20 protein-coding genes are annotated in these 18,840 nt (G+C 69.7%); 7 read left to right on the forward strand and 13 right to left on the reverse strand.

Annotation, left to right across the window (positions count from 1 at the left end; genetic code table 11):
* Window positions 1–58 precede the first annotated feature (58 nt).
* Both ACFHNC_RS15805 and ACFHNC_RS15810 read left to right on the forward strand, forming a co-directional pair.
* Window positions 59–205, forward strand: a complete 147-nt coding sequence (locus ACFHNC_RS15805) for a hypothetical protein (protein WP_437170192.1) — start codon at window positions 59–61, stop codon at window positions 203–205.
* Complete coding sequence (locus ACFHNC_RS15810) at window positions 190–327, forward strand: hypothetical protein (protein ID WP_437170193.1); 138 nt, start codon at window positions 190–192, stop codon at window positions 325–327. Before ACFHNC_RS15805 ends, ACFHNC_RS15810 begins: the two co-directional genes overlap by 16 nt.
* Window positions 328–501: 174 nt before the next feature.
* On the opposite strand, the gene ACFHNC_RS15815 is transcribed toward ACFHNC_RS15810, so the two are convergent.
* The 3 genes from ACFHNC_RS15815 to ACFHNC_RS15825 all read right to left on the reverse strand — a co-directional run bounded on the left by ACFHNC_RS15815 (window position 502) and on the right by ACFHNC_RS15825 (window position 3,172).
* Complete coding sequence (locus tag ACFHNC_RS15815; RefSeq protein WP_437170194.1) at window positions 502–903, reverse strand: hypothetical protein; 402 nt, start codon at window positions 901–903, stop codon at window positions 502–504.
* Window positions 904–1,000: 97 nt separating this feature from the next.
* Window positions 1,001–2,851 carry a sodium:solute symporter family protein gene (locus tag ACFHNC_RS15820; RefSeq protein ID WP_437170195.1) on the reverse strand — a complete coding sequence of 617 codons (1,851 nt, stop codon included), beginning with the start codon at window positions 2,849–2,851 and terminating at the stop codon, window positions 1,001–1,003.
* A gap of 12 nt (window positions 2,852–2,863) precedes the next feature.
* On the reverse strand, window positions 2,864–3,172 hold the full coding sequence (locus ACFHNC_RS15825) for a DUF4212 domain-containing protein (RefSeq protein ID WP_437170196.1): 309 nt from the start codon (window positions 3,170–3,172) through the stop codon (window positions 2,864–2,866).
* A 240-nt stretch (window positions 3,173–3,412) separates the two neighbouring features.
* On the opposite strand from ACFHNC_RS15825, the gene ACFHNC_RS15830 reads away from it, so the two are divergent.
* Entirely contained in the window at window positions 3,413–4,054 is a 642-nt protein-coding gene (locus tag ACFHNC_RS15830; RefSeq protein WP_437170197.1) for a hypothetical protein, read from the forward strand.
* Window positions 4,051–6,174 (forward strand): DUF294 nucleotidyltransferase-like domain-containing protein, encoded by a 2,124-nt coding sequence (locus ACFHNC_RS15835; protein WP_437170198.1) that lies wholly within the window; start codon window positions 4,051–4,053, stop codon window positions 6,172–6,174. Before ACFHNC_RS15830 ends, ACFHNC_RS15835 begins: the two co-directional genes overlap by 4 nt.
* A gap of 156 nt (window positions 6,175–6,330) precedes the next feature.
* Here ACFHNC_RS15835 and ACFHNC_RS15840 read toward each other — a convergent pair whose 3' ends face one another.
* The gene (locus tag ACFHNC_RS15840) at window positions 6,331–6,525 is read right to left on the reverse strand and encodes a DUF2842 domain-containing protein (protein WP_437170199.1); all 195 of its coding nucleotides are present in this window, start codon (window positions 6,523–6,525) and stop codon (window positions 6,331–6,333) included.
* Between the two features lie 227 nt (window positions 6,526–6,752).
* On the opposite strand from ACFHNC_RS15840, the gene ACFHNC_RS15845 reads away from it, so the two are divergent.
* Both ACFHNC_RS15845 and ACFHNC_RS15850 read left to right on the forward strand, forming a co-directional pair.
* Window positions 6,753–7,268: an adenine phosphoribosyltransferase gene (locus tag ACFHNC_RS15845; protein WP_437170298.1), complete on the forward strand. Its 516-nt coding sequence runs from the start codon at window positions 6,753–6,755 to the stop codon at window positions 7,266–7,268.
* 69 nt (window positions 7,269–7,337) lie between these two features.
* On the forward strand, window positions 7,338–8,372 hold the full coding sequence (locus ACFHNC_RS15850) for a hypothetical protein (RefSeq protein ID WP_437170200.1): 1,035 nt from the start codon (window positions 7,338–7,340) through the stop codon (window positions 8,370–8,372).
* Between the two features lie 6 nt (window positions 8,373–8,378).
* On the opposite strand, the gene ACFHNC_RS15855 is transcribed toward ACFHNC_RS15850, so the two are convergent.
* From ACFHNC_RS15855 to ACFHNC_RS15890, 8 genes are all read right to left on the reverse strand, one after another.
* Window positions 8,379–9,437 carry an AbrB family transcriptional regulator gene (locus ACFHNC_RS15855; protein WP_437170201.1) on the reverse strand — a complete coding sequence of 353 codons (1,059 nt, stop codon included), beginning with the start codon at window positions 9,435–9,437 and terminating at the stop codon, window positions 8,379–8,381.
* Between the two features lie 105 nt (window positions 9,438–9,542).
* On the reverse strand, window positions 9,543–9,731 hold the full coding sequence (locus tag ACFHNC_RS15860; protein ID WP_437170202.1) for a hypothetical protein: 189 nt from the start codon (window positions 9,729–9,731) through the stop codon (window positions 9,543–9,545).
* A 188-nt stretch (window positions 9,732–9,919) separates the two neighbouring features.
* Window positions 9,920–11,212 carry a DUF1217 domain-containing protein gene (locus ACFHNC_RS15865; RefSeq protein WP_437170203.1) on the reverse strand — a complete coding sequence of 431 codons (1,293 nt, stop codon included), beginning with the start codon at window positions 11,210–11,212 and terminating at the stop codon, window positions 9,920–9,922.
* A 1-nt stretch (window position 11,213) separates the two neighbouring features.
* Window positions 11,214–11,606 carry a flagellar biosynthesis regulator FlaF gene (locus tag ACFHNC_RS15870; protein ID WP_437170204.1) on the reverse strand — a complete coding sequence of 131 codons (393 nt, stop codon included), beginning with the start codon at window positions 11,604–11,606 and terminating at the stop codon, window positions 11,214–11,216.
* A 65-nt stretch (window positions 11,607–11,671) separates the two neighbouring features.
* Window positions 11,672–12,817 (reverse strand): flagellin, encoded by a 1,146-nt coding sequence (locus ACFHNC_RS15875; RefSeq protein ID WP_437170205.1) that lies wholly within the window; start codon window positions 12,815–12,817, stop codon window positions 11,672–11,674.
* Window positions 12,818–13,008: 191 nt separating this feature from the next.
* On the reverse strand, window positions 13,009–13,485 hold the full coding sequence (locus tag ACFHNC_RS15880) for a flagellar biosynthesis repressor FlbT (protein ID WP_437170206.1): 477 nt from the start codon (window positions 13,483–13,485) through the stop codon (window positions 13,009–13,011).
* A gap of 241 nt (window positions 13,486–13,726) precedes the next feature.
* Window positions 13,727–14,767, reverse strand: a complete 1,041-nt coding sequence (locus ACFHNC_RS15885; protein ID WP_437170207.1) for a flagellin — start codon at window positions 14,765–14,767, stop codon at window positions 13,727–13,729.
* Between the two features lie 17 nt (window positions 14,768–14,784).
* Window positions 14,785–16,314, reverse strand: coding sequence for a flagellar hook-associated protein FlgK (locus ACFHNC_RS15890; RefSeq protein WP_437170208.1), 1,530 nt, complete (start codon window positions 16,312–16,314; stop codon window positions 14,785–14,787).
* Between the two features lie 117 nt (window positions 16,315–16,431).
* On the opposite strand from ACFHNC_RS15890, the gene ACFHNC_RS15895 reads away from it, so the two are divergent.
* A complete protein-coding gene (locus ACFHNC_RS15895) occupies window positions 16,432–16,593 on the forward strand; it encodes a pentapeptide repeat-containing protein (RefSeq protein ID WP_437170209.1) in 162 nt (53 codons plus the stop codon).
* Here ACFHNC_RS15895 and ACFHNC_RS15900 read toward each other — a convergent pair.
* Window positions 16,577–17,938: a flagellar hook protein FlgE gene (locus ACFHNC_RS15900; RefSeq protein WP_437170210.1), complete on the reverse strand. Its 1,362-nt coding sequence runs from the start codon at window positions 17,936–17,938 to the stop codon at window positions 16,577–16,579. The genes ACFHNC_RS15895 and ACFHNC_RS15900 overlap by 17 nt on opposite strands.
* Window positions 17,939–18,840: the final 902 nt, after the last annotated feature.

The following is an 18,840-nucleotide window of genomic DNA, read 5'->3' on the forward strand; positions in this document are numbered from 1 at the left end:
GGCACCAATGTGCATCGGCTTGGTGCCGCTGCATTGCCGCCGGGACCCTTGCCGCACCATGCCAAGCGAATCTGCCCAGGCGCTCTGCCTTGCCCATCTGCGGGAAGAAATCCTGTCCGGCCGCCTCGCGCCGGGGAAGCGCATCCGGCCGGAAGTTGTCGCGGCCCGGCTCGGCTTCAGCCGGATGCTGTGCAGGCGGCGCTGAACCAGCTCAATGCCGAAGGCCTGGTCACCCTGCGCACTCATCGCGGCGCCACCGTCACCCGCCAGGACGCCGCCGAACTTGCCGAGATCTTCGAGATGCGCGGCGTGCGGAACGCCTGGTGATCGCCCATGTCAATGCCAACGCCGTTCCGCTGCTCGGCCAGGCCGCGCCGGGCCGCATGCGTGGCCGACACGCGACACGCTGAACCAGGCCGGCCGCTGACGGCACGAGGGGCGTATCGCCGCGCTGCTGCGGCCTGGCGGATTTCTGCGCCGCGCCAGCCTGCTACGCGCCCATTACATGAGCGATACAATAAGCAGGTACAGCAGGATGAACAGCGGCGGAATACCGAGGAAGCCATCGCCGAACAGGAACAGCTTCAGGAAGAAGAACAGGAACGCACCGTAGAGCGAGACGGCGAAGGGCAGCAGGAAGCCCGGTGACAGCGGTGACACAAGCGCCAGCAACGGGTCCGTGATCCGGCGCAGCACGACGAAGAAGGCGATGTCGCGATCCACGCCGATGGCGAATTCCAGCACCCCGCGCGAGAAAAGCAGCGCCGTGATGGCGGTCAGCGCATAGGTGCCGCCGAGGTAGACGGCCACGATGGGGGGCGCGCCGCCGAGGAGGAAGGTGCCCACCGCCATGACATAGGCGAGCGCAACGTAGAAAAGTCCGCGAAGAGCGGAAGCCTGCATCGGGAAGACCGTTCCAGAAAGGGGCAGCGGCGCGGAAGGCTCCGCGCCGGAAGCCGGGTGCGCCAGTGGCCTGGCGCACCCGTTCAGCGAAGCCGCGTCAGTGCGTCTGCACCATCATGTTGCCGCCCTTCGGCAACCGCAGCCGGTCCACGAAGTCCTGCATTTCCGGACTCGGCGGAGGTGTCATCAACGAGACCACGATGGTCACGATGAAGGCCACCGGCACGCCGAAGATGCCCGAGGAGATGGCCGCGACGCCGAACCAGCTGATCTCGTCGCCGCTGCGTGGCGCCATGTCCATGCCGTACACGTTGCCGACGAGATAGAACATCGTCACGCAGAAGCCCGCCGCCATACCGAGGATGGCGCCGAGATTGGTCGTGCGTTTCCACCAGACCCCCAGCACCAGCGGCGCGAACAGCCCCGCCGCGGCGATGGAGAAGGCCCAGGCCACCATGGAAAGGATGTCCGATGGCTGGGTTCGCGCCAGCAGCGCCGCCGCGATGGCGACGATGACCAGCAGGATTTTCGCCACCAGCAGCCGGCGCTTCGTGTCGGCCTTGGGGTCGATCATCTTGTAGTAGACGTCATGGCTGAGGGCATTGGCGATGGCGAGCAGCAAGCCATCGGCCGTGGACAGCGCCGCCGCGAAGCCACCCGCACCCACCAGGCCCACCACCCAGATCGGCATGCCCGCGATTGAGGGCGTGGACAGCACGATCATGTCGTTGTTCAGGCGCAGCTCACTATAAGGGAAGCCGGCGACGTGGCCGCGCGCCTCGCACGCCGTCTGGATGGCCATCACCGACTCCGCCTTCACCCCGCAGATGGTGACGAGCTGGTGCCCCTGGATGGAACCCCATTCCAGCATCCAGGCCGGGATGGCGGTGAAGGCCAGGCGGAAGTTCTCGGCCTCGACGAACAGCCCCATCACGTTGAACTTCGAGAACGCCGCATAGGCGGGCGCCGTGAAGTACAGCAGGAAGATGAAGAACAGCGACCAGCCGACCGACTTACGCGCCTCACGCACGGTGGGCGTGGTGAAGAAGCGCATCAGGATGTGCGGCAGCGATGCGGTGCCGACCATCAGGCAGAAGATCAGGAAGAAGAAGTCGCGCGGGCTGTAGCTCTGGAACGGGGCCACATGGGTGCGCGCCACGTTCAGGATGCGCTCATACTCCGCGATCTGCGTCAGCGCGCCGCCATAGGTCAGCTGCGGGATCGGGATGCCGAACTGCACGGTAGACATCCAGATGGCCGGCAGCAGGTAGGCCACGATCAGCACGATGTACTGCGCCACCTGCGTCCAGGTCACCGCCTTCATGCCGCCCAGCATCGAGCAGACCAGGATGCCCGCCAGCCCCGCGAACACCGCCCAACGGAAATCAATGCCGAGGAACTGCGACGCGATGATGCCGGACGCATAGACCTGCGCCGTGATGTAGGTGAAGGAGCACGCGAACAGCACGACGATGCCGACCAGGCGCGCCGCGTTGCCGCCATAGCGGGTGCCCAGGAAGTCCGGCACGGTATAGGCGCCGAACTTGCGGAGGTAGGGCGCGAGCAGCACCGCAACCAGCACATAGCCGCCGGTCCAGCCCAGCACGAAGGCCAGCCCGTCATAGCCCAGCACGAACAGCGTGCCGGCCATGCCGACGAAGCTGGCGCCGGACATCCAGTCCGCGCCGGTGGCCATGCCGTTGTAGACGGCCGGCACGGACCGCCCGGCGACGTAGTATTCCGAGACCTGCGCCGTCCGGGACATGATGCCGATGAAGGCATAGATGCCGATCGTCGCGGCCATGTAGGCCCACAGGATGAAGCGGTCCGGTATGCCGACCATGGACGCAATGGCCATGAGCAGCACGAAGGCGGCGAACCCACCGACATAAATGCCGTAGATTTTCCCCAGGTTGTCGGTGAAATCACCCTTCATGGATAATGCCATCGGTGATCCCCCCTAATCTTCGGCGACGTTGAACTCTTCGTCGATCTGATTTTGCCGGTGTGAGAACCAGAAAATCTGAATGACGAAGACGATCAGGGAGCCCTGCGCGGCCATGTAGAAGCCAAGCGGGAAGCCGGCGATGACAACGCCGTTCAGAACCGTGACGAACATGTGGATGAAGAAGCTGAACACGACCCAGATGCCGAGCGAGATCCACATCAGGTTGCGGGTCTTTGCCCAGTGGGCTTCAGCCACTTCGACAGCGATCTTTTCTGTCAAGATTTGCTCCTCCCATTCCCAGTTGAGGGGAAAGACGAGCATGGCTGTCGTGTCCGGCCCTGCTCCACGTGGACTCGCCCCCAGGTTCCGATCAGCGCAACATCCTCTGCCTGCACCGGGGTTAGAATTTTTCGTTCCGCACGGTGCGTGGTGACCGATTGCTGCGCAAAATTATGGTTGCGCACCAGTAAAAGACTGTCAAACCTAATCTGGAAAATCCGGACGGTCGGATTTGGTGGCCGCGAATGGTGCCGCGCGGCCTGGAGGCAAACCGAGGATATCATGCTGGAATTCCCCGTGCGCGAATGGATCGGCACACTCCTCGGCGGCCGCCGCAGCGCCGATTGGCCGGCGGCGGTGGAGGCGATTCGCGCCGGCGCGGCCTATCTGGCGCAGGGCGCCAGCTATTCCTATCTGCGCGCCCGCACCCTGCTGGCTGGCCCGCGCCTATTCAGCGACCAGGATTTCGGACACGCGCTGACCATCTGTAAATGGGAAGGCTTCGGCGTTGCCGCGCAGGATCTCATCCTGATCCTGGAATCGGATCTGCGGCACCTGCTGCCGCCCGACCCTCAGGCCCGCGCCCGCGGCCTGGCCGCGCTGTATCGCGAGGTGCTGGACAGCGAGGCCCTGCCCGAACACCGCGCCGATTGCGGCTGGGCCGACCTGATGGTGGAATTCGACGCGCGCCTTGATGTGTACCTGTCCCGCACGCCGCTGAAGCCCGACGCCATTTCCATCGCCACCGCGCTGCGCCTGTTGCAGCACGCCCCGATCGAGGACAGCGTGCGCAAGGCCGACCAGATGATGGTCGTGAACAACGTCGCCTTCCGGTTCATCGAGTACCAGGCGAAGCTGCGCCGCATGCTGGACCTGCCGGCCTTCGCCGCCCAGCTTTCCGCCCGCATGGTCCCGCCGGGGTGACGGGCCCCGCCACGCCGTTGATCGCGCTGGGGGTCGTGGTGCTGGACACCGAGACCACCGGCCTCGATGTGCGGCAGGACCGCATCGTGCAGATCGGCGCGGTACGGATGCAGGGCGCCGATCTGGCCGAGGCGCCCCCCTTCAACCGGCTGGTGAATCCGGGCCGCCCCATCCCGCCCATCGCCAGCCGCGTGCACGGGCTCGCCGACGCCGATGTCGCGGAGCAGCCCAGCCTGGCCGCCATCCTCCCCGAATTCCTGGCCTATGCCGGGCAGGCGGTGGTGGTGGGCCATTCCATCCATTTCGACCTGGCGGTGCTGCGGCACGAGGCGCAGCGCCACGGCCTGGCCTGGCGCGAGCCGCGCGTGCTGGATGTGGCGCTGCTGGCGGCGGGGCTGGACCGCGGTCTGGTGGACACCTCGCTGGACAGCCTGGCGCTCAGCCTTGGCGTGGTGGTCACGGGCCGGCATACCGCCTGGGGCGACGCGCAGGCCACCGCGCGCATCTACGCAGCCCTGCTGCCGCGGCTGCAGGCGGCCGGTATCCGCACCCTGGGCGAGGCCGAGACGCTCAGCCGCCGCGCCACGGACCTCATCGCCCGGCAGGAACAGGCCGGCTGGTTCGACCGCCCCGCCGGCGCCGGCCGGCCCGACTTCGCACTCGCGGCACTGCGCGTGGGCGGCCAGCGCGCCACCGACAGCTTCCTGTACCGCCAGCGGCTGGTTGATGTGATGTCGAGCCCCATCATCGCCATCGCCGCCACGGAAAGCGTGCATGCGGCAGCCCGGCTCATGCATGCGCGCGGCATCGGCAGCGTGTTCGTGGAAACGCCGGAGGGGCACGGCCTGGTCACCGAGCGCGACATCCTGCGCGCCATGGCGGAATGCGGCGCGGAGGCCGCCACCGCGCCGGTGGGTGGATTCATGAGCCGGCCGGTCATCGCGGCGCCGGCCGAGACCTTCCTCTACCGCGCGCTCGGCCTGATGGCGCGGCGCAACCTGCGCTACCTCGGCGTGACGGAGGGCGGACGACTGACGGGCATCTTCACCCTCCGCACCCTGCTGCGCGAACGCGCGCTGGCCACACTCACGGTCGGCGACGAGATCGCCACCGCGACGCGCCCCGCCGAGCTGGCCCGCGTGCAGGCGGCGCTGCCCGGCCTTGCCGCCGGGCTGCTGGCCGATGGGCTGGAGGCGCGCGCCGTGGCCGCCATCATCGCCGCCGAGGCCCGCGCCATGACCGCCCGCGCAGCAGAACTGGCGGAAGCCGAACTCGGCCCGCCGCCCGCCGACTACGCACTTCTGGTGCTGGGCTCCGGCGGACGTGGCGAGAGCCTGCTGGCGCCGGACCAGGACAATGCGCTGGTCATCGCCGATGGCTATGCCGGCGACCTCGACTCGGCGGAGGACTGGTTCACCCGCCTCGCCCTGCGGGTGAACGACATCCTGGACCAGGCGGGCATTCCGCTGTGCAAGGGCGGCGTGATGGCGCGCAACCGGCCCTGGCGCCGGCGCCTGTCTGAATGGCGCGGGCAATTGGCCGAATGGGCGCGGCGGCCGGAGCCGGCGGCGATGCTGAACCTCGACATCTTCTACGATTTCACGCCGGCCCATGCCTCATCCGGCGACGGGGCGGCGCTGGCCGCCGCGCTGCGCGAGACGGCGACCGAGACGGCGCGCGGCGCCCCGGCCCTGCTGCGCGCCATGGGTGAGGCGGCCGGCAGCCACGCCGCGCCGCTCGGGATGTTCGGGCGGATCCGCAAGGATGAGGCGGGGCGGGTGGATCTGAAATCCGGCGCGTTGCTACCCATCACGTCCGGCGCGCGGGTCATCGCGTTGCGCCACGGCGTGACGGCGCTGTCCACGCCGGAGCGCCTGGTGCAGGCTGCCGCCCGCGCCGGCCGCGGCGAGACGGATGCGGCACTGCTGGCCGATGTGCAGGGCTTCCTGCTGCGCCTGGTGCTGGCGCAGCAGATCGCGGACCTGGAGGCCGGCATCCGGCCCAGCAACCGCGTCGAGGTGGCACGCCTCAGCCGCCAGGACCAGGAAAGCCTGAAGGACGCGCTGGGCCGCATCGAGCTGATCCGCGAGATGCTGCGCGACCTGCTGCAGGGGATGTAATACCGAACCCCGTTGCTCAGAACCTGCGGCCGGCGACGCCGGCCGAGCGGCCGAATGGCCGCCGCCGCAAGTGCGGCGAGCCAAGCAAAGCGCGGCGCCTGAGGGCAGATCGGTCACGATCTGCGGGATTTGGTACAACCCTCGGTCCGCGGCGCCTCACCCCCGGCTGCGCGCCGCCCAGAACATCAGCCACTTGGCCGGCCAGGCCCAGGCGATGCCGGCGATGATGAAATAGGCAAGCTGCACCAGCCAATGCAGCTTCAGCACGTGGTCGGCCAGCGCCACCACGGCCATCACATACAGCAGGAATCCGAGGAGGCCGCCCAGCAGGGCGAGTGTGGTACGCGACATGAACCGCATGTGGCCCAGCCTGCCGCATCCGCCAAGCCCCCGGCAGGCCGGGTCTTCCGCGCCGCAGGCGGGCAAGGTTGCGGCACCGGCCCGCGCCGGCGTAGCTTCCGCCGGCGCGGCAGCGCGGCCCGGCCCGCAGGGTGGCCCGGCACAGCGCGCCGCGGCAGGAGCACGCGACCCGTAGCATGGCCGATCCCAATCCCGACCGCCTCGCCGTCGATCCCAGCATCGACCTCAAGGACCATATCCGCGGCATCCCGGATTTCCCGAAGCCCGGCATCCTGTTCTACGACATCTCCACCCTGCTGCGGCACGGCGCCGCTTGGCGCACCGCCATGGCGCGGATGGCGGATGTGATCCGCCCGCACAAGCCGGACATGCTGGCCGGCATCGAAAGCCGTGGCTTCCTGGTGGCGGCACCGCTGGCGCTGGAACTGGGGCTCGGCTTCGTCATGCTGCGCAAGCCGCGCAAGCTGCCGGGCCTGACCATCGGTCTCAACTACGCGCTGGAATACGGCACGGACCGCATCGAGATGCAGGCGGATGCCGTGCAGAAGGGCAGCCGCGTGGTGGTGCTGGATGATCTGCTGGCCACCGGCGGCACGCTCGCCGCCGGCATTTCGCTGCTGCGCCAGGCCGGCGCGGAGGTGCCCTGCGCGGCCACGCTGATCGAGTTGACCTTCCTCGGCGGTCGCGCACGCATCGACGTGCCCTTCGAATCGCTGCTGCGCTACGACAGCTAGGCCGACGGTATTGCCACGTTTCTGCCCCAATCGGGCGGCTAGGTGAGCGTCGAAATGGACGCCGCAGGGATGGGAAACTTCCGCCCGACCCGCCGGGCAGCCGGCCGACTGCTGTCGGCCACGGCGCTCGCGGCCTTGGCATGGCCGCGTGCCGGCCGTGCCGCAACCACCGGCCTGGTGCCCGAATCCGCCACCGTTCTGGCGCCGGGGCCGGATGGCGGCACGGCGGAACTGCTGGCCACGCGCGCCGCCGCTGCGCTGGCGCGCGGCCTGGTGCGGGCGGCGGCGCTGCGGGTTTCGGTGCTGGGCGGGCCGGATGGCATCACCGCCGCCAACCGCTTCGCCTCCGCAACCTTGCGCGACGGACCGCTGCTGCTGCTGCTGCCCGGACTCGCGGTGCAGGCGCAGTTGGTGGGCGACACCAGGGCCCGGTACGAGCCGCGCCACTGGCCCGGAATCTGCGGCAGCGTGCAGCCCAGCCTGCTGGCGCTGCGCCCGGGCGCGCCGCTGAACGCGCCGCTGCGAATTGCCGTGCCTTCCGCCGCGGCGCCGGAGGTGGCGGCGCTGCTGGCGCTGGATCTGCTCGGCCGCGCCAATGTGCCGGTATTCTGCCCCCCCGCCGACAGCACCCGCCGCCATGCGGCGACGGAGGCTGCGGTGGGCCAGGGGGCGGCGGATGGGCTGGTGCTGTCCGGCACAATGGCGGAAGCGCGGGCCGCCGAGCTCGGCCTCATCCCGGTCTTCGCCTTCGACGGCGCGGGGAATGCGCGGGACCTGTCCCTGCCGAACGTGCCCGCGCTCGGCGAATTGATGCCGAACCCGGCGCATCCGGAATTGCTCACCGCCGCCCGCGCCGCCGCGGCGGCGTTGCGCGGCCGGGCGCTGCTGGTGCTGCCGGCGTTGACCCCGGCCGATGTCGTCGCGCTGTGGCGCGGTGCCGCGCGCAGCTGGCCGGAGGAAGCGCCGGATGCGCCCGAAGCCGGCACCCGCCGAATCGGGCCGGGCGAGACGACGCTGCTGCTCGGCACGCTGTGCCCGCCGCCGGATGTCGCGCTGGCCTACCGGCTGTGGCTGCTGCGGCGGCTGAACTACCGGTCGAGCTGAACCGCCCTACTTATCCAGCCCCAGCCGCTCCGCCACCTTCCAGACCGGGCCGACCAGCAGGTTGCACACCACGGTGCGGACCAGGTGGAAGCCCAGCACCAGCGGCACCGCCAGATCCAGCGCCTTGGCGGTGATGGTCATCTCGGGCATGCCGCCCGGCGCCATGCCCAGCACGGAAGCTGCCGGCGGCAGGCCGGAGATCAGCCCGAGGCCGATGCCGAGCGCCGCCATCAGCGCCGACAAAATCAGGGTCGATCCCACCGAGGCCAGCGCCAGGCGGCGGGAGGCCAGCAGGAAGCGCTTGCTCATCCGCTGCCCGAGCCCGGCCCCCATGCCGACCTGCGCCGCATCGATCATCCAGAGCGGCACGCCGGAGGGCAGCATTTCGAAGGCCGAGAGCACGATCACCAGCGCGCAGGGACCGAGCATCCAGGGATTCGCCAGGTTCAGCATGCGGATCACCAGCGCCACGCCCAGCCCCGCCGCAATCAGCAGCGCCAGTCCGGCCAGGTCCACCGGCGGCCGCTCGGCGAAGAAGGCGCCGGCGCCGCCGCGCGGGGCGAGCCAGGTGATCAGCGGCGGGAAGATTACCACCACCACCATCACGCGGATGGTCTGCGCCAGCGTCACCGCCGGCACCGAAACCCCGTAGCGCTGCGCCAGCACCGCCATGACGATGACCCCGCCCGGCACGGCGGAAAAATAGCCGGTGCGCGCATCCGTCCCGGCCATGCGGGCGAAGAAGCGCGCCACCAGCGCGCCGACGATGATGCTGACCACCGCCGCCACCAGCAGCCAGGGCAGAGCGGTGGCGAGTGCGGCCAGCACCGGCGTGGTGAAGGTCTGCCCCAGGCCGAGGCCGAGGCAGAGCAGCGCGATGGGCCGCACCGGCGCCGCCACCACCGCGCGATCATTCCAGGCCAGCGCCCCGGTGGCCGCCATGGCGCCCAGCATCCAGGGCAGCGGAATATCTAGCAGCCAAGCGATCGCGCCGCCCCCCGTCGCCACCAGGGCGGTCAGCAGATGTGCGAACAGGGGCGGGGAGGGGGAGGAGGTGCTCGTCACGGTACCGCCATCTTGTGCACCACAGCATCGGCCCGCCTGCCGCCGGGGTCAAACTAGGCCGGGGAAGGTTCCAGCACCCTCCGATTCACGCTTCCTTAACAAGCGTCACGCTAGATGAGGCGTTGTCTCATATTTTCGTGGGAGTCCCTTCATGCTCAGCGCCACCCAACCCGTCGCGGCGGCGCGCACTGCGACCGAGTCGCTGCGCAGCCCGCCCACGTCCAGCCCGCCGGCCGCCGGCACACCCGCCAGCCCGCCGCCCGCCGCGCCGGCGCCTTCGAGCCAGCTTCGCATCGACACGTCGCTGAGCCTGGTGGTGCTGGAGTTTCGCGCACCGGATGGGGAGCTTCGCCAATCCATCCCGACCCCGCGGGAGATTGACGCCTATCGCAAACCCGCCGCTGCCCTCCTCGGACCCCAAGGTCGATGTCAGCGGCTGAGGCGCCTTTGCTGCCAGGCTGCTGTTGGACGGATGTACGGCGTCAGGCCCGCAGGGAAATACCGCTACCGACCAGGCTATCGAGCGAGGCACCGTCACGGCCGCTGAACAGCGACAGGATCGGGTTGCTCGCGGTTTGCGAGGGGGCCGCAAGCGCCAGGTAGCGCTGCGCCAGCTTGACCACCTCCTGCGGATCCTTCAGCGCATCCAGATCGACCCGCGCCGTCAGGAGCCGCTTCTGCTGCTCGAATTCCAGCACGCCGAAACTATCGGGCAGGCCCAGCGCGCCGCGCATCACCGCGGTCATCGCCTTGTCGGTCATCAGCTCCGCGATGGTATTGATCTTCTCCGCGTTGCGGATGAAGTACAGCGCCTCCCGCAGCCCGGCATTGCCATCGCCCATCGCCTTCTCGTAGCGATTGGTCATCGCATCGGCTGCCAGCCGGTCGAGCAGCGCCCCATCCTCGAAGGGGCTCCGCACCTCCAGCGCCGCCGCCGCCGCCTCCTGCGCCGCGGTGGGCGGGCCGGCGCTGCCGAGTGCGCGAAGCTGCGTCGTGCTCAGCGCCGCGCGCTGCGTCTCGTTCAGCGCACGCACCTGGCTGCCGGAGAAGGCGGCGAGCTGATCCGTGCCCAGCGCCGCGAGCTGGTCGTTGCCCAGCGCCGCGATCTGCGTCGTGTTCAGCGCACGCAACTGCGCCACGCCCAGCCCGGCGAAAGCGGAGGCATCGATGGCGGCAAGCTGATCCGTCCGCATCCCCGCAACCTGCGAAGGCCGCAGCGCCGCAACCTGTGCCACGTCCAGCGCGGCCACATCCTGCACATCCAGCGCCGCGATCTCGCTGCTGCCGATGGCGCGGATCTGCGCCGCATCCAGCACCCGCACCTGTGCCGTGGTCAGCGCCTGCACCTGGCCCGCATCCAGCCCGGCCATGCGGGCGAGCGAGATTTCGCCCACCGCCGTGGTGGACAGCGCGGCGATCTGCGTGGGCGTCTGGGTCGAGGCCTCGCGCCCCGCAAAGGCCCGGGCCAGTTCGCGCCAGCGCCGGTCGGTCAGCCGGTTGGCCAGGCTGCCCTCCGCTGCGGGGTCTTCGGTCAGGATTTTCTGGAGGATGCCGCGCTTGTCGATCTCACCCTCAAGCTGAAACGCCTCCAGCACCACCTGAAGGGTGCGGCGATCCTTCAGCAAGGATTCCACCGTATCGTGCTGAGTCGCGGCCTCGCGGAAGCGGGTCATCGCCGCTTCATTGTCGCGCCGCGCGGCGAAGCGCGCCTGCAGATTGCCCCCCTCGCGCTGGGCGACGGCCAAAGCGGTCAGCGCGCCGAGGCCGGGCAGCATGTCAGGCGACCCGGGCGGCGAAAGGCGGCGCCGCGGTGGCCAGCGGGGCGGGAAGGCCGCGCTGCGCCTCCAGCGCTTCGATCATGTCGCGATGCAGCGCCATAAGTGGCTCCAGGCTGCCACCATCATCCAGCCGCAGCCCGGTTTCCTTCTGCGCCCAGAAGCCGAGCGAGATCAGCCGCCCGCGCAAATCCTCCGGCAGTTGGTTGCCGGGTGAGACGAGATCGGTGATCAGGATCGACCACAGCCGATGCGCCTTCTCCAGCGCCACGGCGCGGGTGAGTGTGTCGGTCGCCGCCGCCATCAGCCCGTTGACGTAGCGGAAGGCGCGCAATTCGATTTCGCGCGGAGAGGCGACGGCGTTCTGGGTTGCGGCATAGCGCGAGACGCTCATGAGTCCTCCGGCGCGGAAAAGGGCGCAGGCGCCCTGGCGTCACCGCCAGGGCGCCCGCATCAGGCTTATCGGAACAGGCTGAGCAGCGACTGGCTCTGCTGGTTGGCGATCGACAGCGACTGCGTCGCCAACTGCTGCTTGGTCTGCAGGCTGGTCAGCCGCGCGCTTTCCTCGGCGAGGTCGGCATCGACCAGCGAGCCGAGGCCTTCCTTGATCGAGTCGTTCAGCTGCGAGGTGAAGTTCTGCAGCCCCTCGACCTGGCGCAGATTCGCACCGAGGTTGGACAGCCGCGTGCCCATCAGGTCAATGGCGCCGGCCACCGCGGCAATCGCCTCCGTACCACCCGGCACCACGCCCGCGGTGGCGCCGGTGATCGAGGTGGTCAGCGCCGTCGAGGCACCGCTGATGATCAGCTCACCGGCGCTGCTGAGTGAGGCGTTGACGCCGTTCTCCTGCATCGTGTTGATCAGCTTCGAGACCATCGTCAGCGGGCTGTCGGCGGCCGTGAACTGCACGTCATAGACATCGGTCGTCGCGTTCGGCTGCGCCGTCAACGTCGCGGAGCCGTCATTGAATTCGAAGATCTTGGTGCGGCCGCCGATGGTGACCGACAGATTCTCGCCCAGCGCCGGCGCCAGCGTGGCACCGAAATCCAGCTTGCGCGCGCCGGTCGATGCGGTGAGGCCCGCGATGCCGAGGCCGGCGGAGGTGCTGTTGGTGCCGGTGATGGCGGTGGCGGTGCCGCTGATGTCGCGCACCACGTTCAGGTTGGTGCCATCCACGCCCGGCACGCCGGCCACACCCGCGGTCAGCAGGTTGACGCCGTTGAAGGTCGCGGTGCGGGCGTAGGCATCGATGTTCTCGAGCGCATTGGTGATCTGGTTGTTGATCTGCGCGACATCCAGGCCCTGCTGCTGGCCCTGCGTCACCGTCTGCCGCAGCGTCGCCAGCTCGTTGGAGATGTTGGTCGCCGCGTCGCGTGCCACGGTCAACGCCGATTTGCCGAAGGCCAGGCTGTCCTTCACCGCGGACATGCCCTTCAGGTCGGCGCGCATGCTCTGCGAGATCGAGAACACGGCCGGATCGTCATTCGCCTTGCTGATGCGCAGGCTGGTCTCGATCCGCTGCTGGGTCTTGCCCATGTCCTGGCTGATCGTGCTGAGCGAGCGGACGGCCGCCATGGCGGCGATGTTGGTGTTGACGGAGGACATGGTCCCCATCTCCTTTGAAAGGCGTTCCGCAAGCGGGGCGGCATTTTGCCTCCCACTCGCGGGACCGGCCGGGCCAAGTCGCCCGTCCGGCTAAAGGTCCGAAGCTTGTGGACCTGCAGTGGCATCCTGCCTCCGGCGGCATGAACGGGTGGTAAAGCCCGGCGCCAAAGGGGCAGGAAATTCGTGAAACCTCAGTCCAGATGCGGGCGCGTCGCCGCCTGCGCAGCGGCTGCCGCGGCAAGCCCCACCAGCGGCGCGGGCAGACCGGTCTGCACGTCCAGCCCCAGCACCGTCGCCTCGTGCCGCATCACATGCCGCACCAGGCGCAGCGCCTGGTACCATTCATCCTGCTCGGCGAGCGCCAGCGAACGCTCCAGCAACTGCCGCGCCATGTCGGAGGTGGTGGCCTCCTGGAACTCGGCCACCAGGCGGTGCGCGTCGGCCATCGCCGCCTCACGCTCCTCCTCCGGGCCGACATAGGCGCATTGCAGCGCGAAATAGATTCGGCGCGAAGGCGTGTTCGCCCCCTCGGGCGACATCACCTGCTTGCCGAACAGAAAGCGCGCCTTCGCTACCAACTCGACCCGCGTGCGGCTGCGAAAGCGCAGCGAAGCGCCGTTCACAACCATCAACTCGCCGGCACGCATTTCGAGCACCAACGTGGACATGCGACTCTCCCAAGTCTGTCGGCATGGCGGCGGGGGTAGCAATTCCGCCATTCCGGGGTGCCGGCGAATGCCGGCCTTCGCGAATTCTTCGCCACCACGCGGCCTGCGCCGCGGTCTCGATCCTACGAGGATGCGTGGTGCGGCCCCGTCCCATTCTGGTCCACACCACGCCCCTGCATCATGGTGCATCGGCATTAACCAGGGTTGAAGGCCGGGGGTTGAAGAGCTTGGCGGGACGCCATCAGCGCAGCAGCGCCGTGAGCGATAGCCGCGACAGCATGCTGGTCACCTCATAGGAGGCCTCCAGTCGCATTTTGAGCTGGCTCATCTCGGCCGCGGCCTGTGCCAGATCCACTTCCTCAACGGCGCCGAGCTGCGCCCGCAGCGCCACCAGCGTGTCCTTGTGCGCGGAGCGTATGGCGCCGATCCGCTGTTCGGCCGCGCCCAGCATGCCCTGTTCATTCGCCAGGCTGGTTGCCGCGGCACCCATCGCGGTGACGACGCCATCCATCAGATCGGCCCAGCCCTGGTCCGTCGCCGCCACCGCGGGTGTCGCGGCGGCCATCACCGACAGGTTGCGCAGCAATTCGCGACCCCAGCTTGTAGCCACCGCCCCATCCTGGCTGCGGTTGGCGAAGACGCCGACCTGCACGCGTTCGCCATCCGCCACCTGCACCGCGCGCTGCGCCTCCGTGGTTCCGGGACCCTCCAGGAAGGCGGAGAAGGGCGTGGTGGCGGCGCCGGTTGCCGCCGTCACGCTATCCGCCAGCACGGCCGCGGCGTTGGCCGGATCCAGCGTGGCGACGGCGGCGGCGATGGCGGTGGCCATCGGACCGGTTCGCACAGTCTCGGCATCCGGCACGGGCGGCGCGTTCACGTCCGAGCCGCTGAACAGGTATTCGCCGCCATGGCGCGTATTCAGCAGCGCCGCCACCTCCTCCAGCGCGGCGGAGGCGGTGCGCGCCAGGCCTTCGGCGCCGGTGGCGGCCATGGTCTTGGCGCGCAGCGCCTCCGACCCCATCGTCGCCGCAATCTCCTGCAGGCGGGACAGCACGGTCTGCGTCGCATCGGCGCGGGCCAGCGCGCGATCGGCGGCGTTGGCATAGGCCTCGCGCCGCGCTACCTCGCCGCGAAGGTCGATGGCACGCCGCGCCTCCGGCCGCAGGTCGCCGAAGACCTGCGCCTTTTGCCCGGTGGAAACCTGGCGGGAGGCGGTATCCAGGCGCAGCCGCAGCGCCGCCTGGTCCACCGCGAGATTGCCGATGCTGCCGATGATGGACATGGCCTGGCCTCCCCTGGTCAGCGGACCGCGTTGAAGAGCGAATCCCACATCGCCTGGATGGTGGAAATCACCCGCGCATTGACGCCGTAGGCGGTCTGCAACTGCACCATCGCGGCGACCTCCGCATCGACATCCACGCCGGACCGCGCATTCATCCGGCTGGTCAGCAATTCACCCAGGCTGGTCGCGCGGCCCACGGCCTCCGTCGCCGCGGCACGGGCGCCGGTCTGCTCGGCGACCAGCGCCGCACCGTAGCCCGCCAGCGTCCGCAGCCCCGACAGCGGGGAGGACAAGGTACCATCCGGCCCCAGCCCGCCGGTCGCGAAGCCCGGCTGCGCCACGCCTGTGGCCTGTTCCGCACCGAAGCTGAAATCCAGCACGCGGTTCAGCAGCGTCGCGAAGCCGGCCGGGCCGGTGGGCGGGTTGGTGGTGAAGGCGCTGGGGCCGGCCGGGTCGCCCACCACATCATGCGTGCCGTCGCGCAGCAGCGCAGGGTCGTTGACCACGGCCGCATTCACCCGGATGGCGCCGGCGAAGCCGACCATGGCGCTGCCGGCATAGGGCAGGGTGGGATCGGGCACGGTGCCGCCGGCATCCGTGAACAACCGCAGCCCCTGCGATTCCAACCGGTGGGAAATCTGGGACGCCGCCACATCCAGCTCCGCCTGCATCCGCGGCAGCGTCGCGTCGCGCAGCTCCGCCGCGGCGCCCATGCGCCCGCCGGCCAATTGCCGCGTGACGTCGCGGTTGTTCAGCATCACGCCCGGCAGCGTGCCGGCGCCGCCATGGAAGGCGCCGGTGCCAACCGTCGCATCGGCCAGCGAGAAGGGCGTGCTGCCCTGCACCAGCGGCAGCACGATGCCGCCGCGCGCCACCAGCGTGACATCGCCTGCGCTGCCGCGGATCACGGACAGGTCGAGCGAGCCGGCCAGCGCGCCGATGGCCAAATCGCGCTCATCCTCCAGCGCGGCGACGCTGCGGCCGGCGGCGAGTTCGTGCTTGATCACGCTGTTCAACCGCGCCACGTCGGACAGGCCAGCATTCACCGCCGCCACTTCCGCCCGCAGCGCATCATGCGCGCCCTGCCGCGCGACGCCGATCGCGTCCGAGACCTGGTTGAGCCGGCCGGCCAGCGTGTGCGCCTCCGTCACCACCGCGCTGCGGCGCACCGCATCGGCCGGCGCCTCGCGCAATTCGATGAAGGCGGACTGGAGGCTGCTGACCAGCCCGCCCAGGCTGTCGCCCAGCTCCGGCGTGCCATGCGCCGCCTCCACCCCACCGAGCAGGCGTTCGCGCAGCCCGGCCGCCGCCGCATCACCGCCGGCGCGTTGCAGCGCCGCCTGCACGGCGAGGTCCACATCGCGCGTGATGACATTCGCCCGCACGCCCTGCCCGGCGCCGGCAATGGTCAGCGCATTGCCCTCCAGCGATTTGCGGGTGTGGCCCACGGTGCCGGCATTGGCGATGTCATCCGCCGCCCGCGCCATCTGGCGGTCCAGCAGGCGCAGCCCGCTGGTGGCGACGGAGAGCGCGAGGTCGAGGCTCATGCCAAATGCCGCGGATCGTGACCAATCCGCGCCTCAGGCGCCGGCGCTTTGCCTGGCTCGCCGCACACGCGGCGGGCCGCATTCGCGGCCTCGGCCGGCGTCGTGCGTGGAGCACGCATGCGCGGAGCACGTATGCGTGGAGCACGCATGCGCGGAGCACGTATGCGTGGAGCACGCATGCGCGGAGCACTTATGCGTGGACCACGCCTGCGCGGTGACGCCGGCCGCAGGGTCCGATCAATGGAATCTGGTGTCATCTCGGTCAGCGCTTCATGTTGATCGTGTCCTGCAGCATCTCATCCGCCGCGGTCACGATCCGGGTGTTCGAGGTGTAGGCGCGCTGGGCCAGGATCAGCTTGGAGAATTCCGCCGCGATATCGACGTTGGAGCGTTCGATGGAGCCGGTGACCAGCTTGCCCACGCCATTCGTCGCCGCATCCGTCACCCGCGCCTCGCCACTTTCCACCGTGCGCATGAAGGCCTGTCCGTCCAGGCGCTGCAGCTTGTCCGGATCGTTGAAGGCGACAACCGGCACACGCGCCACGATGCGCGTCTGGCCATTGTCGTAATTCACCGCGACATCGCCATTCTCCCGCACCGTCACGCCGGAATAGGCGCCGAGCGGCACGCCATCCTGGCGCAGGTCACGCACGCTGTATTCCGTGCCGGAATAGCTGGTCAGGCCGGTCGGCAGGCCATAGCCGCCGAGGCCGAGCGAGATCGCCTGATTGCCGAAGCCGTAATCGACATTCAGGTTGATCGCGGCCTGTTCCCCCGTGGCGATCGGGGTCGTGGCGGTGGTGGCGTTGAGGGGGACGATGGAGGAAATCGTGCCGGGCGGCGCATTTACCACCGGCGGACCGGCGGCGATCTGGCCGCCGAAATTGATGTCGGCGAAGATGCCATTGGCCGGGGCCAGCGTGTCGTTGTCCGGCGTGATGCGCAGCCGCCAAGTGTCCACATCCAGGCGCCACCAATCCAGCGTCACCTGCTGCTGGTTGCCGAGCGCATCGAAGATCTGGATGACGCTGCTGACCGGCGCCTCGGCCGGCGCCCAGGGCGCGGTGGCCGGAATGGCGGCCACCGTCGGCACATTCGCCGGCAGGTTCGCCGCCAGGCCGATCGTGGTGGTGGGCTGCGGGTTGTAGACCAGCTCACTGATCCGGATCGGCCCGAGATTGGTGCGGTCCGGTTCGCCATTCTGCTGGATCCGCCAACCCTCCAGATAGTAGCCGGAGCCGTTGACCATGTAGCCGTCGCGGTCCATCGCGAAGTCGCCGTTGCGGGTGAAGAACTGCCGGTCGTCGAACACCACCGAATCGCCCTGGCCGCCGCGCGCCTGCGCCACGGAAAAGAAGCCCTGGCCGGCGATGGCCATGGCCAACGGATTCTCCACCTGCTCCACCGTGCCCTGGATGGTGTTGGTGTAGTCCGGCCGCGCCTCGACCGAGCCCGGCATGTGCAGCCGCAGGTTGGATCGGGTGAGCCAGCTGGTGAAATTGGTATCGACGCGCTTGAAGCCGACGGTCTGGCTGTTGGCGACGTTGTCGGACACATGGCCGAGCGCCCGCGCCTGGGCGGAAAGACCGCTGATCGCGGTGGTCATCGAGCCGAGCAGCGACATGGGGCGAGGTCTCCGGTGGGGCAGGCGGCCAGTGGCGCCGCGAAGGGGGTTGGCCGGAGGGCGAGGCAACCGCCGTGCCAGCCCTTGCGGCCCCGCGCCGGGCCGGTCCTGCCGGGTGGGGGCAAAAGCTGCCGGCGCGCGACCCGTCCCTGCCGGGCGCCGCGGCCTGGCGGCTGGCACAGGCGTTGCCTTGTCGCTGGCCATGGAGATCCAGCCCGCCGCCCGGCCCGCCCAGGCGCCACCCCCCACCGCCATCGGTATCCTGCCGGACGCCGCCAGCGGCTTTGCGGCGCTGCTCGATCGCGCCATGGGGGCTGCGGCCGGCTTGCCGACGGCGGCGGACGAGCATCCGCCGGAGGAGGGTTTGCCGGCGGATCCGCTTGCCGTCGATTCGGCCCAGGGCGAGGCGCTGCCCGCGCCCGATGCGCCGGGCCTGGCGGCACCGCAACCGGCTTCCCCCGCCGCGGTGTCGCCAGCCGCCACGGAAGCTGTTGCGCCGCCGCCTCTCGACCCATCCCCGATCGAGCCGCCGCCGATTGACCCGCAGGTCAGTGCCCCGCCTGTTCAGCAGGCCGTGGGCCCGAGCAAGCCTGAGGCCAGCGCTTCCGTGCCACCCAACGCGCCCATTGGCACCGCGGCGGCTTCCGCAACGCCGCCCGCCTCGATCATCCCGGCAGCGGGTGTGCCCGCGCCAGGGTCTTCCGCGTCGCTCTTCCCCGAAGCCCCTGGGGCAGAGACCGCCGAGCCGCCTTCGCCGGCTTTCCCCGCGCCACCCGGCTCTGCCCCGGCTGCGGCCATGGCGGCGCCCGCATCAACCCCATCCGTGCCGGCCCCAGTCGCATCATCCCCAGTCGCATCGGCCCAGGTCACATCACCATCACCCCCGGTCGCATTACCTCAGG

Source organism: Falsiroseomonas sp. E2-1-a4, from assembly GCF_051433165.1.
Lineage (GTDB): Bacteria > Pseudomonadota > Alphaproteobacteria > Acetobacterales > Acetobacteraceae > Falsiroseomonas.